This is a genomic window from Lysinibacillus sp. GW823-FHT02G10 (assembly GCF_058797135.1).
Map to the genome: position 1 here is coordinate 13,560 of NZ_JBXAJI010000005.1, position 21,067 is coordinate 34,626.

Sequence of the window (21,067 nt, forward strand, 5' to 3'; positions counted from 1 at the left end):
CCCCTGTAGATTACTACAGGGGATTCGTCATTTTTATTTTAATGATAAACATCTATTTAAGAAGCTTGCAAATTGCGCACGTGTAATTTGTGCATCTGGTCTAAATGTGTTATCTGGGAAGCCGCCAGTTAAATCATTTGCCACAAGTGCTTGGATATGGCTGTATGCCCAATGTGTTGATTTCACATCAGAGAAGCTTACTTTGCTTGTACCCGTTAATTTATAGGCCCTTGTTAAAATGGCAGACATTTCTGCACGTGAAAGCTGTCCGTTTGGATTAAACTTCCCTGCCTCTTGCCCTTTAATAATGCCAGCCTGCTCAACTGCGGCAATGGCACTGTATGCATAATGGCTCTTACTCACATCTTTAAAGCTAGAATCCTTCGTTGTAGTTAGATTTAAAGCTCTGGCAATGATCGTAGCTGCCTCAGCACGTGTAATGGATGCCTCTGGTTTGAACGTTCCATTTGAGTATCCTTTAATAAGGGATTGATCGTATAGACTTTGGATTTCGGAAAATGCCCAATGTCCTTTTGTTACATCTGTATAAACTAATTCCTCATGATTATCTTTATAAACGGCTTGTAATTGATCGAAATACAGCTGTCCTTTCTTCTGAAGAGATGCTGTTGGCTGAGCAACATACAAACGCTCGAATTTCAATGGCTGTGGTAAGTCACTCGGAATATTCGCCGTCACGTACTTCCAACCACTCCAGTCTAAACCACCCTGGCTTGTAAAATCAATTGTATGCTTAGCTCCAACACCATCAATCACAACGCCTCTTAGCCAATGCTTACCAGCATCGCCAAATACCCAAAGACCGATATTTTTAGGCTGCCCTGAAATAGCAATTGGTGTTTTCGCAACCATATAGGCAGCTTTTGTGCCTGTGCCACTAGTTGTGAAATCATAGTTTAATTGTAAGCTAGCCGTTCCCTGTCTTGCATACTCTTTAGAGCTTGCTAATGAAGCATTAGCTTTCGCCACTTCTGTTGTCCAAGATGACGTATTATCAAAGCTATCTAGTACAATAGGTTTTTCTGCTAGATCTACTACTTTCACAGCTGTAGACGTACGAATTCCTTCATACTCTCCAATAATTTTCCCTTCACCCTTTTGTGTTGCTGTGAAGGTTGCACCATCCATTTTGCCGATATTACCTTCAACTGTCCAGTTCATATTTGCTGGGTTGATGGTCATTGGATTCAAGTATTGATCATAGGCACTTACAACCTGCATATCTACAGAAGAACCTTTCATTACCTGACCAACACTACTTAACGTAATTGATTTTACTTTCCCTGGTGGCGCTGTATTCACTACCTGTAAAATGGCAGATACACGACGTTCACTACCCTCTGACGGTCTATTCACTAGGTTGGCGAAATAACCTCCTGGGTTACGCGCCACCATTGCTGTAGAGCCGCCTCCATCTAGGTTAATAGCCGAAGAAGCACCCACTGAAATTAAATGAGCAGCTAAATCTGATAAATTAACACCATTACTATGACCACTTATGCGTCCATCAATCGTTACAAGAGATACCTTTGTACCTGTAGCATCTATAGCTACTGCTGTACGTGGACTACGTGTAGAAGCAAACCCTGAATTCGTTGGCATAGAAATATCCACTTTGCCGTTACGCACAAGCATTGGTCCAGCAGCTAAGATGAACTGTGCATCCATCCATTTTTGATCGATCGATAAGCTGACATCCACGCTTGTACCTGCTGTAATGCTACTTAATTCAGCGGCTAACTCTTTATTTTGAACAGAGATAACAAAGCCATCTGCTGGTACAGAAGAGTTACCTTCTGCTCCATATGCTGTTACATGAGATACTGTACCAGAGAACTGGTCACCAAAATGCAAGGTGCTTGTATCTTGACTAGCGCCCGACACAACGAGTTCTACACCCCATGTATTTGTCCCTGTTGATCTTTTTTCCGGTGTATATAAAACGTTTTTATTTGTTCCTCGTTCACTATTAATAAGATCGATAGGATAGCTTTTGCCATTCACTTGAAAAGTTAGATTCGTAGAATAATAGTCTGCAATCGCTTTCCCTGATTTCGATAAACCAAATGCAACTGGCTTTTGTGTTGGGCTATCATATGTATCTCCCAAAATACCATAGTTCACAATTTCATTGTTTTCTGCTAACAAGTTCGCAGGCATACCATTTCCTAAAAAGTAAGAGGCATTGACAGCCCCAACCACACGATGCCCATCATATGTGTTTTGCTTGGCCATCGCTGATGTTGTTTTTAATGAATTAATAGGATTTGGCATACCAATTTCTAGTTTTGTATATGTATTATTTAAATTGACATCTAAAACATTTACAAACTGACGTATCGAACCTGACGTATAGTTTTGCTGTGAATGTATTACCTGTGGTGAAACCTCTGTTTTAACTTCACTGACTTTATTGCCTAAACCAGCAGCTTGTCCATTGATGGGGCTAACTGTTAGTGTAAGCATGAGTAGGACTACAATAATCGTTATTAGTTTTCTTGCCATTTTTCACTCCGAATTAATTCAAAGTATGGCACGTACCATGTCACATGACCCGTGCCAGTGACTTTTTTATTTTGTTTCTACATAGATTGCTACTGGAAGGTTTACACCACCAGCATGCATTAGCTCTAATTCAATCGTATCTTTTGAACCCTTCATTTTGAAATCTGGTAATTCAACATACTCTGCCCCAACTCTTAAAGAAGGCACTAAATACACATTGCCATTCACCTTAATCGCTCCGCTGTATAATCCTCCTCGACCAGCCAACTTCAGCTTAATCGTTTTTGTAGAGCCTGTTGGATTGACAACAGGAATGGACACTTTATAGTTCATACCGAAGTGACCTGGGTTTCCTACAGCACCATTGATTTGAGAAAATGAATTTTCAGCTGTTTGTAAATGGTCTGTACGGCCATTGGAAATGTTATAGCCTACCTCTGGAGTATCTACTGTATAGGCTGGTAGCTCTGCTAGAATGGTAGCACTTGGCCACGCACCCCTTGGATGTTTCGCATACTCATCCACGGCAACCTGTTCTGATTGGATTGTTGTTAAATCTGTATTATCTTTTGAAAGCACAGTACGAATCGTATACTCTGGCTTTCCACCATTGACTGCTTGAATATCTAAATCATGTAAAAAGCCGATAATATAATCATAGTGTAAATCGTATATTTCAATGACCTTTGTTTCCCCTGGTGCAATGACAATACCACTACTTTCTGATTTTTGAAGCTTGTTATTTAAAGTAGCGTCCGCAATTGACAAACCTAGGTCATGACCTACCCAGCTATTACCTGTTTTTTGGCTAATGCCCTTCGAGTCAGTCACTTTAATGCTCTCTGTCGTAGACTTGTTTTGAACGGTAATGCCAAGAGTGACATCCGTACCTAATGTGTTGTAATGCCAGCCAAAGACACGATGCTTATTCGTTGCCGCAGTTGGTTTGACATCATATTGGGCGAGCGTCGCATTATTCATTGGTACAAGCTTACGTGTTAACGTTTCTGGATTATCACTAATAAATAAGTCACGATCCCCCTCTAAACGAGCAGAAGGAACAGCCTCGGGTGATGACGTCGTGCCATATGATTTATCTAGGAAGGGGCTTGTGAACATATAACGGTAAACATAAATATACATTTCTTTTTTCTCTGTGATATAACGTAAATTTCCGCCTAATGCGTCCACAAGAAACTTGGTAGGAATGTACATTTTACCTTTTTGTATAAATGGCTTTTCGATCATTGTCACTGCTTCGTTATTAACCAAAGCCTGATTGCTATTATCATTGAAAATAAAGCTCATCCCACCAATTAACAATTCAAAGGAACCATCAGGCTGCCAAGTACCAGATGAATCATCTAAATAATCATAAATATAGCTAGCAGGTAAGTAGGTTCTTCCATCCTTTGAAACAATCGGATCTTTCATGACAATACGTTTGTTATTGATATGTAAGATATATGGGTCTTCCTGCGGTGGTGCTGTTGTTTCATCTGATAATGTAATATCCACCGATTGAGTAGCCTCATCCCAATTAACAACTCCATCAAAGTTTTCGCTGACGAAACGTAATGGCATGTAGGTACGATCTTTATACATAAACGGCGCAACATCCATTGCAACCTCTTGACCATCTACTAAAGCCGTATTCGAATCGATCGTTAAATCAACCATCTTACCATTGCGAATCGCCGATGCCGTCAACGTTTCCTTATCCCAATCCACACTTGCACCAACTGCTTCATACAATGCACGCATTGGTAATAATAAGAAATCCGATTTATTTAAAATAGGATCATTGACTTGAATCGTCTCTCCATTAATCGTAATTGAAACATTGTTTTTTATCTGAATTCCATTGTTACTAGTAGCTGATGCAGACGCTTGTCCTGGCAAAATCGTAGCCAACGCAACTGCCGATACAATACATGTAGTCCTAAGTTTCTTAAACATCTTAATCTCCTTTTTCCTCTTACAATAGTCTTTATCATCTTAACACGAAAAACCCCTAAAATGTGGGATTTTTATCGAAAAGAGTAGAATTCGGTACTAGAGTGCTAGCCTTTCTCCTTCGAAAGCTTCATATAAAGTAAAGGGCACTTCCATAATTCTATGGATATTTTCTATCAAACTTATTACTGCTCAAATCAATCCTTTTATAAAGACTTCGATATATTGAGTTTTAGCGTAATTAAGCTGACTTGTTATCAAATTCAAATTAATCTATGTGTGAATAATTTGGAAGGGGATAAGCTTATTATTTATATACATTCTATTAATACCAATCGAACTCTTCTTTTAAGTAGACTTGTTATCATATAAAAAGGTTACAAGACTGTTAAATCCCTTTTATATAATTTTTTCCTTATTAAATTAATATGATTGTAAAAAAATTGATTTCATATAGAACATTAACCATACTTTCATTTCTTGTTAGAGTAATTACGAATTCTTTAAAGATTGCTGTTTCAAGGCAGTATTATTTTCATTAACACATACATCAATAGAATATTTAGTTACAAGAAATCAGATGATTAATTACAGGATATTATCTGTCACTATCTCCGACTGTTTCTTGAAATATTATGAAGGTACTATAAGATGATCGAATACTACTATTTTGTAGGGGACTGTTTCCTTACGGACTAACTTCACCAACACAATATCAAGCTTGCAGGTACATTATATTTCTCTTCTTTGATTTCTAATTCTTCCTCAAACACAAAAAGCCCTTACTCCAGTAAAAGGAGTAAAGGCTATTGGGTTGTGTGAAGATCATGGTTATAATTTAAACTAGAAAAGCATCTATTGATACAATGCACGTAGTCTATAATTCTAAACATCTAAATGTCCTTTTCCCACTTAAAACACCAAGTGATGTAAAAAGATTGTTCCTGCTTCCCTGATAATTTACTTTGAATAATAAATAACAGACATGGCTGCTAATAAGCGATGATATTTATCATCGCTTTCTAATTCTTCTTCTATTATCTCCACTGCCTTTGGGAGTAATATTTGCATTTTCTCCATCATGGAAACTGAAGTACCTCTATTTTTATTTTCTAAAAAAGAGAGAAATAGCTCAATATGAGTGGTTAAATTCGCTAGAGCCAGCCGGGATTTTATTGATCTACCCAATGCTTCAGGAAGCTCTTCTTTCCTAGCATAAATCTCTCTGTTGTTTAAAAACTTCACGGTTCTAGTATGGAGTTCGTTTTCTATAATATATTCATATTCTCCAGTAATGACAGCTACATAAAAGTAATCTTCATTTGGGATAATACAGTAATCACCAATTTTCATCTGAATTGCAAAATTATAGTGCAGGCCCACTTTTAAATTTGCATCACGTGGCTCTAGCTGTACCTGATCCACCACATGTCGAACATCTTCTCTTGTTTTGCAATTGGATAAATCACCAATATTATTCCAACCGACTTGAATAATACTTTTTTCTATGAAAAACGCAAGGCGATTTTCCCCCCGTGGAAGTGGTCTAACCAGCCATAATTGCTTTTCTATCATGTAATGTAGAATCTCCTTTCTATTTAAGGTAACTGAAACCATGTCTTATGTGGAGTAATTTTTGTAATTGTCAGTTGACCAAAGGAGTCCTTTATGGGCTGTGGTAAATTTACTTTCAAACCTTGATATGGATAAGATACTTGATTTGATTGCTGAACTAAAGGTCTAAACGTTCGATAATGACGCTGTGCGAATGAGTCATATGCATAATGGCTTGTGATCATTCCAATACAATATTCTGTCTCACCAAGAATTAAAACATAATCACCTATAGCAATATCGTGAGCTACCCTTCTATGTTGAGTCACCTTGTATTTTTTATCCCCAGCACTTAGTGGTAAACCGTTGATTACATTTTCAATGGATTGAATACTCATTCCTGTTAAATTATCAATCAATGGCCATTTAAAGCGAATTCGTTGTTCTCCCAGGCAAACGTTGTATTCATCATTTTGAAGCGGCTTTGTTCGGATCATCCAGAAGTCAGACATAAAATCAACCTTTCACTCTTTTATACAACTTATTTTAAATCACCCCACCTAGATAGTCAACCATATAGTTTACTATCTATATATTCTAAGTCAATCAGTTTTATTTACTAATAGACTCCAAATGAACACCATTTTAGTTTACTTTGAATTGCCAAAATTCTGTTCAAAAGTGACTGAAGAATCACAAATCATACGAACTCTATTCCATCACTTTTTGTTAAAAAATAACAGTTAGTATTCTTATTAACCGATATTTGATACTTACAACTTATCCAACTCCGATCGATTTCTTCTTTCCCAAACTGTAGAGATCCATAACCTACCTCGGCTATTATTGATTGTCTTTCCTATTGATCTACGCATACTTTCTATAAAAAATCGTTGTAATGATTTCATCCTTTAAACTGCCTATCACTTAGATGTATCCTCATTCTTTTAATGAACAATAATCTATCCATGTACAAATCATATAATCCATAAAATGGATACCAATGATTTTACCTCCTTCAACAAGCCTTACGGCTAAAGCAATATTTTCAGGTGAAAGTATATTGTTATCATAAGAATGATTAAGAAATGCTAAGTTAATTGCAATTTTGAAGAAAATTGCTGCTTTCATAACACTTCTAATATGAATAATTACTAATATAAAGTATATATATAAATTATTTAAAAATTATTGACTTCATTCTTCGTGCTCAAACAAGTAAATGCGAATATCTCTTTGTCGCTGTCCAGACTAACTCATAAATGATTTTTCAGCATCATAAGGTAAACGAATATGTCTTTCTTTGTAGAGAAGGTTTTGCTCTCGTACTAGTTTAATCTGTACAATGTCACAAATCATTACAGATACGTAGTCTTTTTCGTTCCTGTAAGTTCCTCATAAAAAATGCCCTTCATTTTATGTTTAGACGAAAGGCTATGATTGGTACTATTCATGACTACGATATAAGGTTAAAGATTCCGTTTATCACAGAATTGAAAAAATTATCGTTCAATTCATTCATCACTATTCCATATTTTAATTAGTATTACGGAAGTAATGGAAAAAGAAAAGCTCTGCACAAGATTTCTCTCATGCAGAGCCATTTCTATTTAGATAAATTTTTGATCTTTGGTAGTTAGAAAATATTGGAATTATTTTACTTCAACAAATCCAGCAGGAGTTTGATTTGTTACTTTCCAATTAGTACCATCATAAGTGAATGTAAGTTTAACCGCTTGACCATTAACAGTTACTGGAACAATGATTGTCTGATCTAAAGCAGGTGTTGTTACATTAATTACCAATGTATCTGCAGTTGCTACTGGATCTGCTGTAGCTGTTGCTGTAGAAGCTGGGTCTAATGTAACAGTGTCTGCTACTGCTAATACATTACCTTCTGAAGATGAGAATGTTAATGTTAATGTTGCGCCTGATCCAGTAGTTACTGGAGTTACATCATGAGCAATTACAGTACCATCAAACGTTGTTTTAGCTGTATCGATAGCCCCTTTAGCAGGAGTTAAAGTAGAAACAGTTGCGTTAGCGTCAGTTGAAACAGATTTAGCTGTATTAATTGCTGCTAATAATGTATTTCTAGCGATAGCTGGATATTGGCCATTTCCTGCACCAGTTTTAGAATTATTATAAGCACGTTCAGCAACAGTAATTGAAGAATCTAATGCAGTTTTAGCATTGTTAAAGTGAGCTAAATCTGTGTTAGTGTTGTCAACAGCAGTTTTTAATACTGCTAATTGAGCTGCAAAGTCAGCAGATGTTGCTGCAGCATCTGCTAATAATGTATCAGTAGCAGTGATTGCTGAGTTTAATGCTGTTAATGTAGCTGATTGAACTTCATTTACCTTAGCGTCAGCTGGGAAAGCAGCTGGAGCAGGTGCGTTAAATGCTTTTACTTTAGAAGCAAGAGCTTTAGCAGCTGTAAGAGCTGTATTTAATGCTGCTTTTTGATCTCCAACTTTTTTATCTTCGAATGCTTTAACTGCAGTAGCTAGAGCTTTACTAGCATCTGCAATTTGTGTTGGAGTTGCAGCTACGTTGTTATAAACAGCAATTGCTGCATTGATTGCAGTTTGTAAATCAGCTTTCGCTGGAGCTGGGTATTGACCTTCTCCTGCGCCTTCAACTGCAGCATCATGTTTAGCTTGTGCTGAGATAATTGCAGCTTGTAAGCCTTCTTTTGTGTTTTCAGAAGCAGAAACGCTAAGAACGTTGAATGTTAATTTACCTTCAGCATCTTTAGTTACAGAAACTGTAGCTGTATTTCCTGCAATGTATGACTCGAATTTTTCTTTAGAAATTGTACTACCTTGATACTTGTAGAATGCATCTTTGTAGCTGTAAAGTTTACCTTTGATTGTTAATTCATCAGTTGTAGTATTTACATTAGTAGCAACATCAGTAATTAATTCATTAGCGTATTTAGAGAATTCTACTGTAGCTGGTTGATCTTCTAAAGAAATTTGTGAAGAAGAAGCAGATACAGTTACGTTAGATGCAATAGCAGTATCAGCAGAAACTACACGTAATGATGCTTTACCATTAACTGCAGTTACTTTTACTGTAGCTGTTGTACCTTTTTGAACTTTAGTTGCAGCTAAACCATTACCAGAAACAGTTACATCACCAAATTGTGGAGATACTTGGTAAGAAACTTCGTAGCTTCCAGTTTCAGCATAGTAATCGAATCCGTTTTGGTCAACTGATTTGTATTCGAAGAATGCAGGTGCAGAAGTTGCAACTGATTTCACTTCTTCTCCTTCAGAATCAAGAACAGATAATTTAGATTTATTTACAACAGCATCAACAAAGTATGTTGTTTCAGAAACTGTTTGTAAATCAGATTTGTCTAATTTATTTGCATCTGAACCGTTATCAACAAATACTGTTGGAGTAGCGTATGCATCTTTGTTACCTGTTAATTTAAATGTAACTTGACCTTTAGTTCCATTTACATAAGTAGTGTAAACTTGGTCTTCAACTACTTTTTGAGCAGCTAGATCTTTACCGTCAGTACCTTTAACTGTGATGTATACAGGTTGATCTTTACTAATTGATCCTTTAGGGAATACAACTTTAAGAGCTGTGTCATCTGGAGCAACTTTTCCATCTTTATCAGTTAAAGTAACTTGGTAGTTACGTCCACCATTACCTTTAGTAGTAATAGCAGCTGCATTTTGTTGACCTTGCGCTTCAACTTTTAAACCTAAAGTATGGCTAAGATCGAATTTTACGCTTGCAGCTTTAGCTTGTAATTCTTGTGCATCTAATTTACCATTACCTGCTTTAAACACATTATAAGTGTCATAGTATCCATCGACAAATACAATTGGAGTTACAGTAGCATTAGAGCCAGTTAAAGTGAATGTAGCTTCACCGTTTTTGTCTAATTTAACACGAACTTCTTGAGTTCCACCTGTAGATACTTGGTATGGATATTTACCTGAATCTGCACCTACGTCAGTAACAGTTACATCACGAACAAGTTTGTCAGGAGTTACATCAACATTTTCAGCAAATGTAATGTTTACATATGCATCTTTTTTATCTTTGAATTGAGGAGCAACAACTTTATACACTTTTTTAGAACCGTTAGCTAAAGTGTTACCTTGTGTTACTTCAGTAAGAGTTAATGATTCAGCCCAGTAAACTGTACCTTTTGCAAATACTGAAGCTTTGTCAGTAGCATAAGCAGTTACAGAGTCATTGTGTGCGTAGTAACGAGTATAAGAATAAGAAGCAATACCTTCTTCATTAGTATATGTTACAACTTCCACTTTTTGATTCAATTGGTTGCTAGTGTCAGTAACGATGTTGAAAGTTACAGGGATACCAGCTTTAGATTGACCTTCTGGAACTGTTACTTGAGCAGAAACAGTAGCTTCTTTACCAAGAGTACCTTGTACTGATGGAGTAGTCATTTTGATTGCAGTTGGAATTACCGCTGTAATACCTTTGAATTTGCCGATTTCTTCGTCTTTATAAGAAAGAACGTATTCTTTATCAGCAGTTTGAGCAGCAGTAGTTAAAACAACAACTTTTTTGTTTGTTTGTTTAACAGCTGCGCTTTTTACTTCTAATCCTTCGATTTTGAAGTTAGCAGCTTTTACATCATCAACATTAACTTCTTCGTCGAATGTTACTTCAACAGTTGTGTTGTTGATAGCTTTTACAGAAGCGTCAACTGTTTCAACAGCTAGATCAAGCGTACGAGCGAATACTACTGCGAAGTCTTGGCGAGTGATCGCTGCGTTTGGTTTAAGGTTTAATTTGCCGTTTTCTTCAGAACCAGTGAAGATTCCGTTTGCTACAGCAGTTTCTAGAGCATCTTTAGCCCATGGTTTAACTTGAGAAGCGTCAGCGAATTGGCTTAAGCTTTCGCTACCTTCTAAACCGAAAGCATCTACAAGAACTTTAGCTGCTTCAGAACGAGTTAAAGATTTGTTTGGAGCGAATTCGTTTGCACTTACGCCTTCAAAAATGCCGTTTGCTACTACTGCTGCGATTGAGTTGTAGTACCAAGCACCTTTTTTAACGTCTGAGAAGTTTACATCGCCGTCAGCTTCTAATTCTAGAGCTTTCGTGAAGATTTCTGCAGCTTGTGCACGAGTTACTGTGTTAAGTGGGTTGAAGTTCCCGTTAGTGTCACCTTGGATTACACCAGCGTCAACTAAAGATTGAACTGCTTCTTTAGCGTATCCAGAGATTTTGTTATAGTCGTTTACTTGCGCAGCAGATGCTACAGGTACGATTGCCGATGCAACTAATGCAGCTGTTGCTGATGCCGCGAAGAACTTACGGCCTTTGTTTTGCTTTGCCATTAATGTATTCCTCCCTAAAATTCCTTAAATTGATATTAATCCAACGAAAACTATAGTACCGCCTAGTTACCTAAATGTATGTATTATAGCTTTCTTGAATAATACAAAACTAAAGCAAATTTGTTAGTAAATTTACTAGAAAAAGCGTAGTAGAATACCATTCTAGTAAGTTTATTCACTTTCTACAATAATATAACACTATCTTTTCCGAAATTCAAGCATTGGGACATAAATTTAGTTATAGAAGATTTTTTTACCATACCTAATATGGTATTTAATAGAAACCATTAAAATTACAACTAATTATATCCTCATTTGGATTGGTAACATATAGTTCCGTTACCTATTATACCTTACTCTCAATAATAACCAAGCATTTTCTGGAATGGTTACTAAATTGTCAAAAATTAAAGACTCCCGTAATATTTTAGTTATAATTGTAAAGAAACCGAAATATAGAAGGCGTTTCTTAGCGAATTCCGCCTCTTCCCCACCAACTTTATGAGTTTCTTCTTTATTAAATAAAAAGCTAAATCTATCTGTCCCCATGTTGTAATAATAGATTGCCACTTTTTATGCTACACTTTTGATAGTTTGATAGAACATATCAGCTATTGAAGGGAGCTTAAAAAATGAAACGTAAATTTCCTCTTTACGGGGCCGTGCTAGCAGGCATGTTATATCTTGCGCCAACTACCGCTTCAGCAGAAGATATTTCGAAGCACTGGGCCTACCATGAAATGAACTATCTTATTACCAACGATTTAATGAAGGGTGATGAATTCGGCCAATATCGTCCGAATGATGCTGTCACTCGTGCTGAATTTGCAGCCTTTCTTGTTAGAACACTGAACTTACCAGCAGCTTCTAGTCAGGCAACCTTTACAGATGTTAAAAAAGGTGACTGGTATTACGGAGTAGTCGAGCAAGCAAGCTATCACGGGTTAATTAAAGGTGACGAGCAAGGTAAGTTCCATCCGAATAATCACATTAATCGTCAGGAAATGGCGGCTATGTTAAAAAGAGCTCTTACTTATCAAAACATCAATACATCTTCCTCCCCTATTGCTTTTAGTGATAATGCGCGCATTGCCAAATGGGCCTATGCAGATGTACAAGCTGTCGTCACAACAGGACTACTTGTTGGGAAGCCAAATAATCAATTTGCACCTCTTGCTCAAACAACTCGTGCTGAGGCAGCTACCGTGCTCTATCGTTTAATCCATCTAGAGGCGCCTGGGACGGGTGGTAAGCAATACATGACGACGAATTACTCACATGATTACTCCTCTGTAGTAAATAAACAAACAAAGAATAATCCAAAGGTCGATGGTGCGGGCATTTTCACGGCTAGCGAGGCACTAGTGTCATACTATGTACACCCAAAAAGCTTTATGCAGGATAGCCCATCTTATTATCAATTCCTAAAATTATCTACTGTTGTCAATAATCTGAGTGCAAAAGAGCTAAATGATAAAGTACTTGCCAATAAAGGAAGCTTAGCAGGTACAGCGGATGCCTTCATTCAAGCTGGTGTAGACAATAAAATTAATGCTATTTATTTAGTCTCGCATGCCTTGCATGAAACAGCCAATGGAGGTTCTGCACTAATTAAAGGGATCGAGGTTGGCTTAGATACAAATGGCAAGCCAATGGTAGCAACACCAGAAAATCGCGATAAATTAACTGCTATTAAGACAACCTACAATGCATACGGTATTGGCGCTATAGATGCCGATGCTAATAAGTATGGTGCGGAGCGCGCTTATACAAATGGCTGGTTTACTGTTCAGGATGCCATTATCGGCGGTGCCCAATTTGTAAAGGATCAGTATATTAGCAGGGGGCAGGATACGCTCTATAAAATGCGTTGGAATCCTGATAATCCGACAGTCCACCAGTATGCAACACATGTGATGTGGGCTGTCATTCAAGCGAAAAAGATCTATGATATTTATGAATTAATTGGTGCTCATACGACAACAAACCTAGTGTTTGATGTGCCTGCCTATCAAAGTCAATCTTCCGCTCCATCATTACCGAGTCCATCGAAGCAATACGCATTGGATTTAGGGTTAGCTGGAGCAACTGGTAAAACGACGATTAATCTCAATATGAGAACGTATCCAAATACAGCAGATAATGCTTCGATTATTACGAATTTGCCAAAGGATACCTCCTTTAAAGTTCTTGGTGAAAATGGTGGTTGGTTGAAAGTAAGTGTCAATGGACAAGAAGGCTGGGTGATTGATGATTATGTGAGTCTTGAAAATGGCTTACAAATTGTTAATATGAACATTACACTTAATGTTCGAAGTGAACCATCTACGACAAGTGCTATTTTAGGTACTGTTAAACCGAATGGCTTTATTATCGGTGTTGTAGACGATAAAGGTGAGTTTATAAAAAATGGTGCCTGGTATCAGGTGCTTTACAACGGAAAAACGGGTTGGGTACATGGCGATTATATTGTAAAAAAATGATTTTAATAGGATGCGCAAAAGAAGAGTGCGAAGATAATTCGCACTCTTTTTGTTAGTCATTTTTTATCACCGAGATGAAAGCGCTATATAATAGAAGAAACTCGAAATTTTAGGATATAATTTTCATACTATCCCCCTAAAATTTAGTAAATTCTACGTCAAAATAGTGTCCTAAAAAAGCTTAATAGGACAATTGTTATACCATGTAAAAATCGTTACTAATAAGAGCTATACTTTAGGTAATCATCGTTAAACCCATTATCGAAAATTTCCTGTCAATATTGCTTTTGTGGTATGATAGATTGCAGTGAAAATGGAATTACAGAAAGGTTTGAACACTATATGAGGCATGTAACGATTATGGGCGTACCCTTTTTACATATTAGTCAACAAGGGTTTGTTGATTTACTCGTTAATCGTATTGAACAGCAAGAAAAAACTTTCGTTGTGACAGCCAATCCTGAAGTTGTCATGCAGGCAAATGAAAATCCAACTGTCATGAATTACTTAAAGCAGGCAACATACATTTGTGCAGATGGCATTGGTGTCGTTAAGGCTGCACAAATCCTTGGAGATTCACTTCCAGAGCGAGTAACTGGCTATGATACGATGGTACGTCTGTTAGAGGTTGGTCAGCAAAAGCATTTTAAAATCTATTTACTAGGTGCTCAAAAGGAAACTATCGAAAAGACGGTTGCTAATATTCATAAGAACTATCCAAACGTTGATGTCGTTGGCTATCATGATGGCTACTTCGACTGGAATAATAATGATTTTGCAAAAGAAATTGCAACTTTACAGCCTGATCTTGTATTTGTGGCATTAGGTGTACCAAGACAGGAAAAATGGATAACAGAAAATCTTGATAAATTTTCAAAGGGTGTATTTATCGGTGTAGGTGGCTCCTTCGATGTCATCGCTGGTACTGTAAAACGTGCACCAGTAATTTGGCAAAAGTTAAATCTTGAATGGCTCTATCGACTGTTACGCCAGCCGAGTCGGTTTGGAAGAATGCTTGTGCTCCCTCGCTTTGCTTTAAAGGTATTTGCATTAAAGTTTAAAGGTCAGGGCAAAACAAAATGAGTCAGTCAACATTTGTTAAAAGCACACTCATCCTGACGATTGCCACCTTACTTTCCAAAGTAATCGGAAGTATCTTCCGTATACCACTTCAAAATATTGCTGGTGATGAAGTACTTGGTATTTTTAGTCTTGTCTATCCTGTTTATATGGTAGCACTTTATTTATCCGTTGCGGGTATCCCTATCGCTATTTCTAAGCTAATAGCCGAAGCTAGGACGAGTCATGATACTGCTAAAATTAAGAAAATTTATGTGACTGCAAGAATCCTTGCATTATCCTTTGGCGTCATTAGTTTTACAATCATTTACGGCTTTTCAGAGCAGATAGCGAATGCACTTGGTGGACCTTCAACAGAGATTGCCTTAATTATTGTTGCCCTTACATTACTGGTAGCCCCCTATATGGCTGTCTATCGTGGATTTTTCCAAGGATTTGGGGATATGCGACCTACTGCCATTTCTCAAGTGATTGAGCAGTTAGTACGTGTTGCATTAATTTTAATTGTTGCGTATTTCCTAGTAGCAATGGATTATTCAAATGATATCGTAGCTGGTGGAATTATGGCAGGCTCTGTATTAGGAGCCCTCGGTTCACTTTTCTATTTACTCTTTAAATATTTCCGTTCTTCGGTAAAAGTGACGAGTAAGGAGAAATATTCTGGTAAGGATTTCTCTAAATACAGTAAAACCATTTTAAAAATTTCGATTCCCATTGCGATCGGTTCTGTGACAATGGCACTCTTTAACTTTGTAGATTCCTTTACGGTTACATATGGCTTAAGAAGTGCTGGTGCAGATGCAAGTGAAATTAGCTACCTTTATGGTATTTATGGTCGAGGACTAACATTAGTTCAAATTACGACTGTTTTTGCTTCTTCAATTATCTTGCCGCTTGTGCCTTTGATTACAACGAAGCTAGCTGAGCGTAAATTGGATGAAACACGCACTATTATTGAGCAAACTCATCGTATGACACATCTTATTTCATGGCCAGCTGCTATTGGGCTACTAGCCTTAACCTTGCCTTTAAATCTAGCTCTTTTTAAAGACTTTGAGGGAAGCTTAATGTTAGCCATCATCAATCTAAGCTCTGTCTTTACATCACTAACTTTGCTAGGAACAGGTATTCTACAGGGCATGAATGCTGCCAAAACAGGAGCTCTCATTATTTTGAGTGGTGTTGTCCTTAAGGTGTTTTCTAACATCTTCCTTATTCAAGCATTTGGTTTAGATGGTGCTGCCTATGCAACTTTGCTAGTGTATTTTGTGTTATTTATTGTGAATTCTGTCTTTATTTATCGTACGATTCGCTTTACTGTCCTTGGAAAAGATACGGTGAAAATGATTGTGTCTTCCATTGTAATGGGAGCAGCAGTTGGATTACCAACACTTTGGCTTGACTTTACACATTGGTCAAGAATGTCGGCAATGGGCTATCTAACTGTCGCAATCGTAGTTGGTGGAGCTCTTTACTTCCTTCTACTATGGCTGATGAAAGCTATTCATAAACAAGATTTAAAGAAAATCCCTGTTATCGGAAAAAGATTTTCATAAATAAGAGAGGTAGGACACTTATGTCAAAACAGAAATGGCTTTGGGGAATCATTGTTCTTTTACTCGTCGTTTCCTCTACAGGTATTATGAAGAGGTGGAATGCGGAGCAATCGAATGATGCTTATGAGATTGTTATTCCCTATGATGAAATACAAACCGCAGAAAAAAATAGCGACCTAACAATGGATGAAATTCTTTCTTCCTTAAAGGATGCTGGGCTGAATACTGTGAGTCTAGAGCCCTTAACATTAAAGGAAATGGAAAAGCAAAACTTAATTACTGTTTATAAAGAAAGTGAGTTAGCAGCACAATTATTGTTTACACCTTATAAAGATGCTGTTGATATCACTAATAGCGGCTATTATATTCGAGTGCCTGAAAACGAAAGCTACCAAAAACTGATCATGGAGAGCGTTGAACCAGAGGAAGTACAAATAGGAGAAGAAGCTTTCTATTTCCTTCCTGCTTCTAACCACAATTTTGATTTAAAAACTCCAATTGGCTATGATCAGCCTGCTATTGACATGATTAGTAAGCATGGACTAGCTCACATCTTTAAGGTGGAAAATGCAGATAATGAAGTAGCTAATGAAAAGTTGGTCAATCAATTAGTCGATTTAAAAGAGGCTTCAGCAGGCCGCTTACTTGGTCAGGGTGATGAAGCTATTGGTTTTGGACAAGAAGACGGCAATCAATTAGTTGAAAAATTAAATGATGCTGGCTATTACTTCTACACAATTGAAAGTAACCCACTTAAAGGCGAAAGTAAAATCGCTCAAATGACGGATTACAATATGATTCGTTTGCATAGCATCAATGTCAATAGAGAGACTAAATTAAAGCTAAATGCAAGTATTGACCGTACAACACGAGCTGTCAAAGAGCGTAATATTCGCTCTATTTTCTATCATATTAAAACAACAGGTAATGCCAAAGAAAATGTAGAAGAAACGATTGATTATTTAAATGGTGTGCATGACACAATGCCAGATCATTTCAAAGCAGGTGAACCAAAGCTATTTGATAAAGTAGTAGTGCCAGCTTGGGTCACAGCAACCGTATTAGTAGCAGGTATTTTATTTACCTTTATCATTTCTGAATTAGTAAAATGGATGCCTCTTCGTATCGCGGCAGCTGGCTTTATGGCTGTACTAGCAATTGCGTACTTTATCCTGAAAAGTACTCTGTTTTTACAAGCATTTGCACTCATTATTGCAGTCCTTGCACCAACCTATGCAGTCATCAAATCAGCGCAAGGTTCTACGAAGGTGTCTAACATATTGGTCCAATACTTAAAGGCAGTAGCAATTAGCGTTATTGGCATTGTAATTGTTATTGGCTTATTGAATGGTAATGCCTTTATGACAGGCTTTGCTGTATTTAAAGGGGTTAAGCTTGTTTATCTTATTCCAATTATGGGTGTTTTACTATTTACAGTGATTGAGATAAACCGACTAGCTGAACAAAACATTAAGAACTCTTTATCAAATACGGTAACATTGTTAAATAAAGAATTAAAATATTGGCATGTGCTACTACTCGTTGTGTTGGCAGGTGTCGGATTATTTTACATTAGCCGAACAGGTAACTCTGGCTCTGTAAGTGATATGGAATTAGCCTTTAGACAATGGCTAGAAAATACATTGTATGTTCGACCAAGAACAAAGGAATTTTTAATTGGTTTCCCATTCTTCATATTAGCGCTTTATGTAATGGGGATTAATCGAAAATGGGGAAGTATTCTCCTAGTACCAGGTGTTATCGGTTTCTTATCCATCATGAATACATTTACTCATCTACACATCCCAGTAGCTGTTTCTGTATTACGTACACTATACAGTGTATCTCTAGGTCTTGTAGTAGGACTTTTGTTTATCCTAATCTTCAAAATCGGTTATCGTTGGGTTTCTAAGGCAATCGCGAGGTGGTCATAATGCACGTTGTTTTATCTGGCTATTATGGATTTGATAATGTCGGAGATGATGCCATTCTACTGTCCATTATCCAATCTTTAAAAAAGTGGCAAAGTGATATAGAAATCACGGTATTATCTAATAATCCAGCAGCTACTGAGCAAACATATGGTGTCAAAGCCATTAACCGTTGGAAAATGAAAGAAATTCGTCAATTACTTAAAACAGCAGATGGACTGATTAGTGGTGGCGGTAGTCTCATGCAGGATCAAACAGGCATGAAAACGATTCCTTACTATGCGGGCGTTATTCAAATCGCAAAATGGTTGAAGAAGCCAGTATTTGTTTACGCCCAAGGTATGGGCCCGATTAATCACCCACTTAGTAAATTTATTGTTCGTACAGTTTTTAATAAGGTCGAACAAATAACAGTCAGAGATAGAGCCTCTCTAGCTCTTTTAACAGAGATCGGTGTGCGAAAAGAAACAAAGATCGTACCAGATCCTGTTATGGGACTTAACGGTAATGACTTTCATTGTGAGTGGCTAGAAAATGTCTCTTTGTCAGCCGATAGCTATATCTCTGTAAGCGTTCGAGATTGGCCATCCTCTGTTGCCTACAAGGAAAAAATTGCACACAGCCTAGATGAATTAGTACGTCAGGGTGAGCAAATCGTTTTCCTGCCTATGCATGGTGAGCATGATTTTATTACTTCACAGGAAGTAGCAGCACTTATGAAGGAAAAGAGCTTGATTGCTCCTGCTGATTTATCTATTGAAGAAAAAATCGCAGTGATTGGTCAATCTCAACTATTAATAGGTATGCGACTGCACTCCTTAATTTTCTCAGCAATCTATGCGACACCGTTTATTGCCATTTCGTATGATCCGAAAATTGATGCGTTTGCTGATATCGTTGATCAGCCTGTCATCGGTCATGTCGAGGTTGATGATTGGAATGGTGTAACATTGTTTGAACAAGCTGTAGCAATTCTTGAATCCTATACAACAGTTCAAGAAAAAATGCGCCAGGCCGTCATCCCATTGCAAGATGAAGCAACTGCAACTGCTAAATTAGCAATTGATGCTTTGTCAAAATAAACATTAAAAAATGATGAATTTCAATGTTAATTGAAATTCATCATTTTTTTCCTACTTCTAATAATTTTAAAATGGACTGGGCCTGTTGCATATGCATGGCTAAAACATATTGACCTGCTTGCATTAAAATTTGCGCCTTCACCATATTCATCATCTCTTTTGCGATATCTGCATCTCGAATACGAGACTCTGCTGCTTGTAAATTCTCTGCCGTGTTCACATTAGCATTATAGGCATGTTCCAAGCGGTTCTGATAGGCACCAAGACGTGAGCGCTCATTGGAAACACGTTTTAAGGCTTCATCCATTGAAGACATAGCTTTTTCCGCATCCTCACGAGTAGCAATAGAAGCATCCTTCAACCCAAGTGCCTCGGACCCCATCCCATTAATAAATAATTCTATACTCTGTCCTTCATTGGCGCCTGCTTGAATCTTGATGCCATTTGTTTCATAATCCCCATTAAGTAATGTCTTCGTATTAAATTCTGTATCGGTTGATGTGCGCTGGATTTCCTTTTTTAATTCCTGAAATTCCAAATCTAATTTTTTACGATCATCATCTGTTAATGTATCATTGGCTGCCTCCACTGCTAACTCACGCATACGCTGAATCATGGCATGTGTCTCATTCAGTGCCCCCTCTGCCGTCTGCACAAGCGAAATACCATCCTGTATATTCTTAGCTGCCATATTCAAGCCACGAATTTGAGCACGCATTTTTTCAGAAATCGCCAGTCCTGCTGGATCGTCTGCTGCACTATTAATTCGATATCCGGAAGAAATTCGTAGCATAGCTTTACTCATCGCCCCATAATGACGATTCATATTATTCAGGATTGCCATCCCTGTCGCTGACCACTTACCAAGCATGATTTCACCACCTTCTTGTTTTTATATCGGTCCAACATCTCATCTATTGACCTTAATACTGGAAATCGTTTCTAATTTTTTATGTTTTTTTAACATTTTATAGTTGATTAACTACATAATAAAAGCACCTGCTTGTCATTTATGATAAGTAGGTGCTTACTGGACATTCCATCTATTCAATTTTGAAACCCCCAAGTTGATGGCTCTTTTGCTGTAGCAATTCGAAAAAGAGTTCTTTATTATTCTCTAGTAATGCCTGATCAATCAAATGATCCAAATTTTTCTCCTCTAACTCTGCAATAAGCTGATCGATTTCACCAACCGTCACAGTAGAAACCATCGGAATTTGTTGCTTTGGTGTAGCGCTTTCAAGTATTGGTGCTAGATGCTCATGAACATTAGTAATAAGCAATAGTTGATAAAGTGGTAACCGAATAAAGCGATTTCCTTTTTGGAAAACAAAAACCTCAGATAAATTTTCAATCTGCTGTGTCTTCATGTTGATGATCATCTCTTTACCTTCTATGGGAATGAAATGGAAAATCTCATTCTCTTTTAAAATAGAGAAATATTGATAAGCAAATACGAGACGTAATTTATCTCCAGTAACTTTTGTGTAAAACGGCTTCATGTATTGAACTTGCATCATCCTTCATCCCTCCCTAGTTATCTGATTATTCAGATTTTAACAC

At 37.3% G+C, this 21,067-nt stretch carries 13 protein-coding genes; 5 read left to right on the plus strand and 8 right to left on the minus strand.

Annotation, left to right across the window (positions count from 1 at the left end):
* Positions 1-33: 33 nt before the first annotated feature.
* From AC1RFD_RS15715 to AC1RFD_RS15740, 6 genes are all read right to left on the minus strand, one after another.
* Complete coding sequence (locus AC1RFD_RS15715) at positions 34-2,526, minus strand: S-layer homology domain-containing protein (RefSeq protein WP_492475063.1); 2,493 nt, start codon at positions 2,524-2,526, stop codon at positions 34-36.
* Between the two features lie 66 nt (positions 2,527-2,592).
* Positions 2,593-4,485: a stalk domain-containing protein gene (locus tag AC1RFD_RS15720; RefSeq protein WP_326140633.1), complete on the minus strand. Its 1,893-nt coding sequence runs from the start codon at positions 4,483-4,485 to the stop codon at positions 2,593-2,595.
* Between the two features lie 957 nt (positions 4,486-5,442).
* Complete coding sequence (locus AC1RFD_RS15725) at positions 5,443-6,057, minus strand: DUF8426 domain-containing protein (protein WP_492475064.1); 615 nt, start codon at positions 6,055-6,057, stop codon at positions 5,443-5,445.
* Between the two features lie 23 nt (positions 6,058-6,080).
* The gene (locus AC1RFD_RS15730) at positions 6,081-6,548 is read right to left on the minus strand and encodes a DUF8426 domain-containing protein (RefSeq protein WP_492475065.1); all 468 of its coding nucleotides are present in this window, start codon (positions 6,546-6,548) and stop codon (positions 6,081-6,083) included.
* Positions 6,549-6,975: 427 nt separating this feature from the next.
* A complete protein-coding gene (locus tag AC1RFD_RS15735; protein WP_492475115.1) occupies positions 6,976-7,206 on the minus strand; it encodes a JAB domain-containing protein in 231 nt (76 codons plus the stop codon).
* Between the two features lie 482 nt (positions 7,207-7,688).
* Complete coding sequence (locus AC1RFD_RS15740; RefSeq protein WP_492475066.1) at positions 7,689-11,372, minus strand: S-layer homology domain-containing protein; 3,684 nt, start codon at positions 11,370-11,372, stop codon at positions 7,689-7,691.
* A 632-nt stretch (positions 11,373-12,004) separates the two neighbouring features.
* Between AC1RFD_RS15740 and AC1RFD_RS15745 the strand changes: the two genes are divergently transcribed.
* From AC1RFD_RS15745 to csaB, 5 genes are all read left to right on the plus strand, one after another.
* Positions 12,005-13,855, plus strand: coding sequence for an S-layer homology domain-containing protein (locus AC1RFD_RS15745; protein WP_492475067.1), 1,851 nt, complete (start codon positions 12,005-12,007; stop codon positions 13,853-13,855).
* Between the two features lie 342 nt (positions 13,856-14,197).
* The gene (locus AC1RFD_RS15750) at positions 14,198-14,938 is read left to right on the plus strand and encodes a WecB/TagA/CpsF family glycosyltransferase (protein ID WP_492475068.1); all 741 of its coding nucleotides are present in this window, start codon (positions 14,198-14,200) and stop codon (positions 14,936-14,938) included.
* Entirely contained in the window at positions 14,935-16,491 is a 1,557-nt protein-coding gene (locus AC1RFD_RS15755; RefSeq protein WP_054548722.1) for a putative polysaccharide biosynthesis protein, read from the plus strand. The genes AC1RFD_RS15750 and AC1RFD_RS15755 overlap by 4 nt, the downstream gene beginning before the upstream one ends.
* 20 nt (positions 16,492-16,511) lie before the next feature.
* The gene (locus AC1RFD_RS15760; protein WP_492475069.1) at positions 16,512-18,425 is read left to right on the plus strand and encodes a DUF5693 family protein; all 1,914 of its coding nucleotides are present in this window, start codon (positions 16,512-16,514) and stop codon (positions 18,423-18,425) included.
* Complete coding sequence (gene csaB / locus AC1RFD_RS15765; protein WP_066036929.1) at positions 18,425-19,504, plus strand: polysaccharide pyruvyl transferase CsaB; 1,080 nt, start codon at positions 18,425-18,427, stop codon at positions 19,502-19,504. The genes AC1RFD_RS15760 and csaB overlap by 1 nt, the downstream gene beginning before the upstream one ends.
* 40 nt (positions 19,505-19,544) lie before the next feature.
* On the opposite strand, the gene AC1RFD_RS15770 is transcribed toward csaB, so the two are convergent.
* Together AC1RFD_RS15770 and AC1RFD_RS15775 are read right to left on the minus strand one after the other, a co-directional pair.
* Positions 19,545-20,375 carry a flagellin N-terminal helical domain-containing protein gene (locus AC1RFD_RS15770; protein ID WP_066036930.1) on the minus strand — a complete coding sequence of 277 codons (831 nt, stop codon included), beginning with the start codon at positions 20,373-20,375 and terminating at the stop codon, positions 19,545-19,547.
* Positions 20,376-20,547: 172 nt separating this feature from the next.
* Positions 20,548-21,024, minus strand: coding sequence for an IDEAL domain-containing protein (locus AC1RFD_RS15775; protein WP_066036931.1), 477 nt, complete (start codon positions 21,022-21,024; stop codon positions 20,548-20,550).
* Between the last annotated feature and the right edge of the window lie 43 nt (positions 21,025-21,067).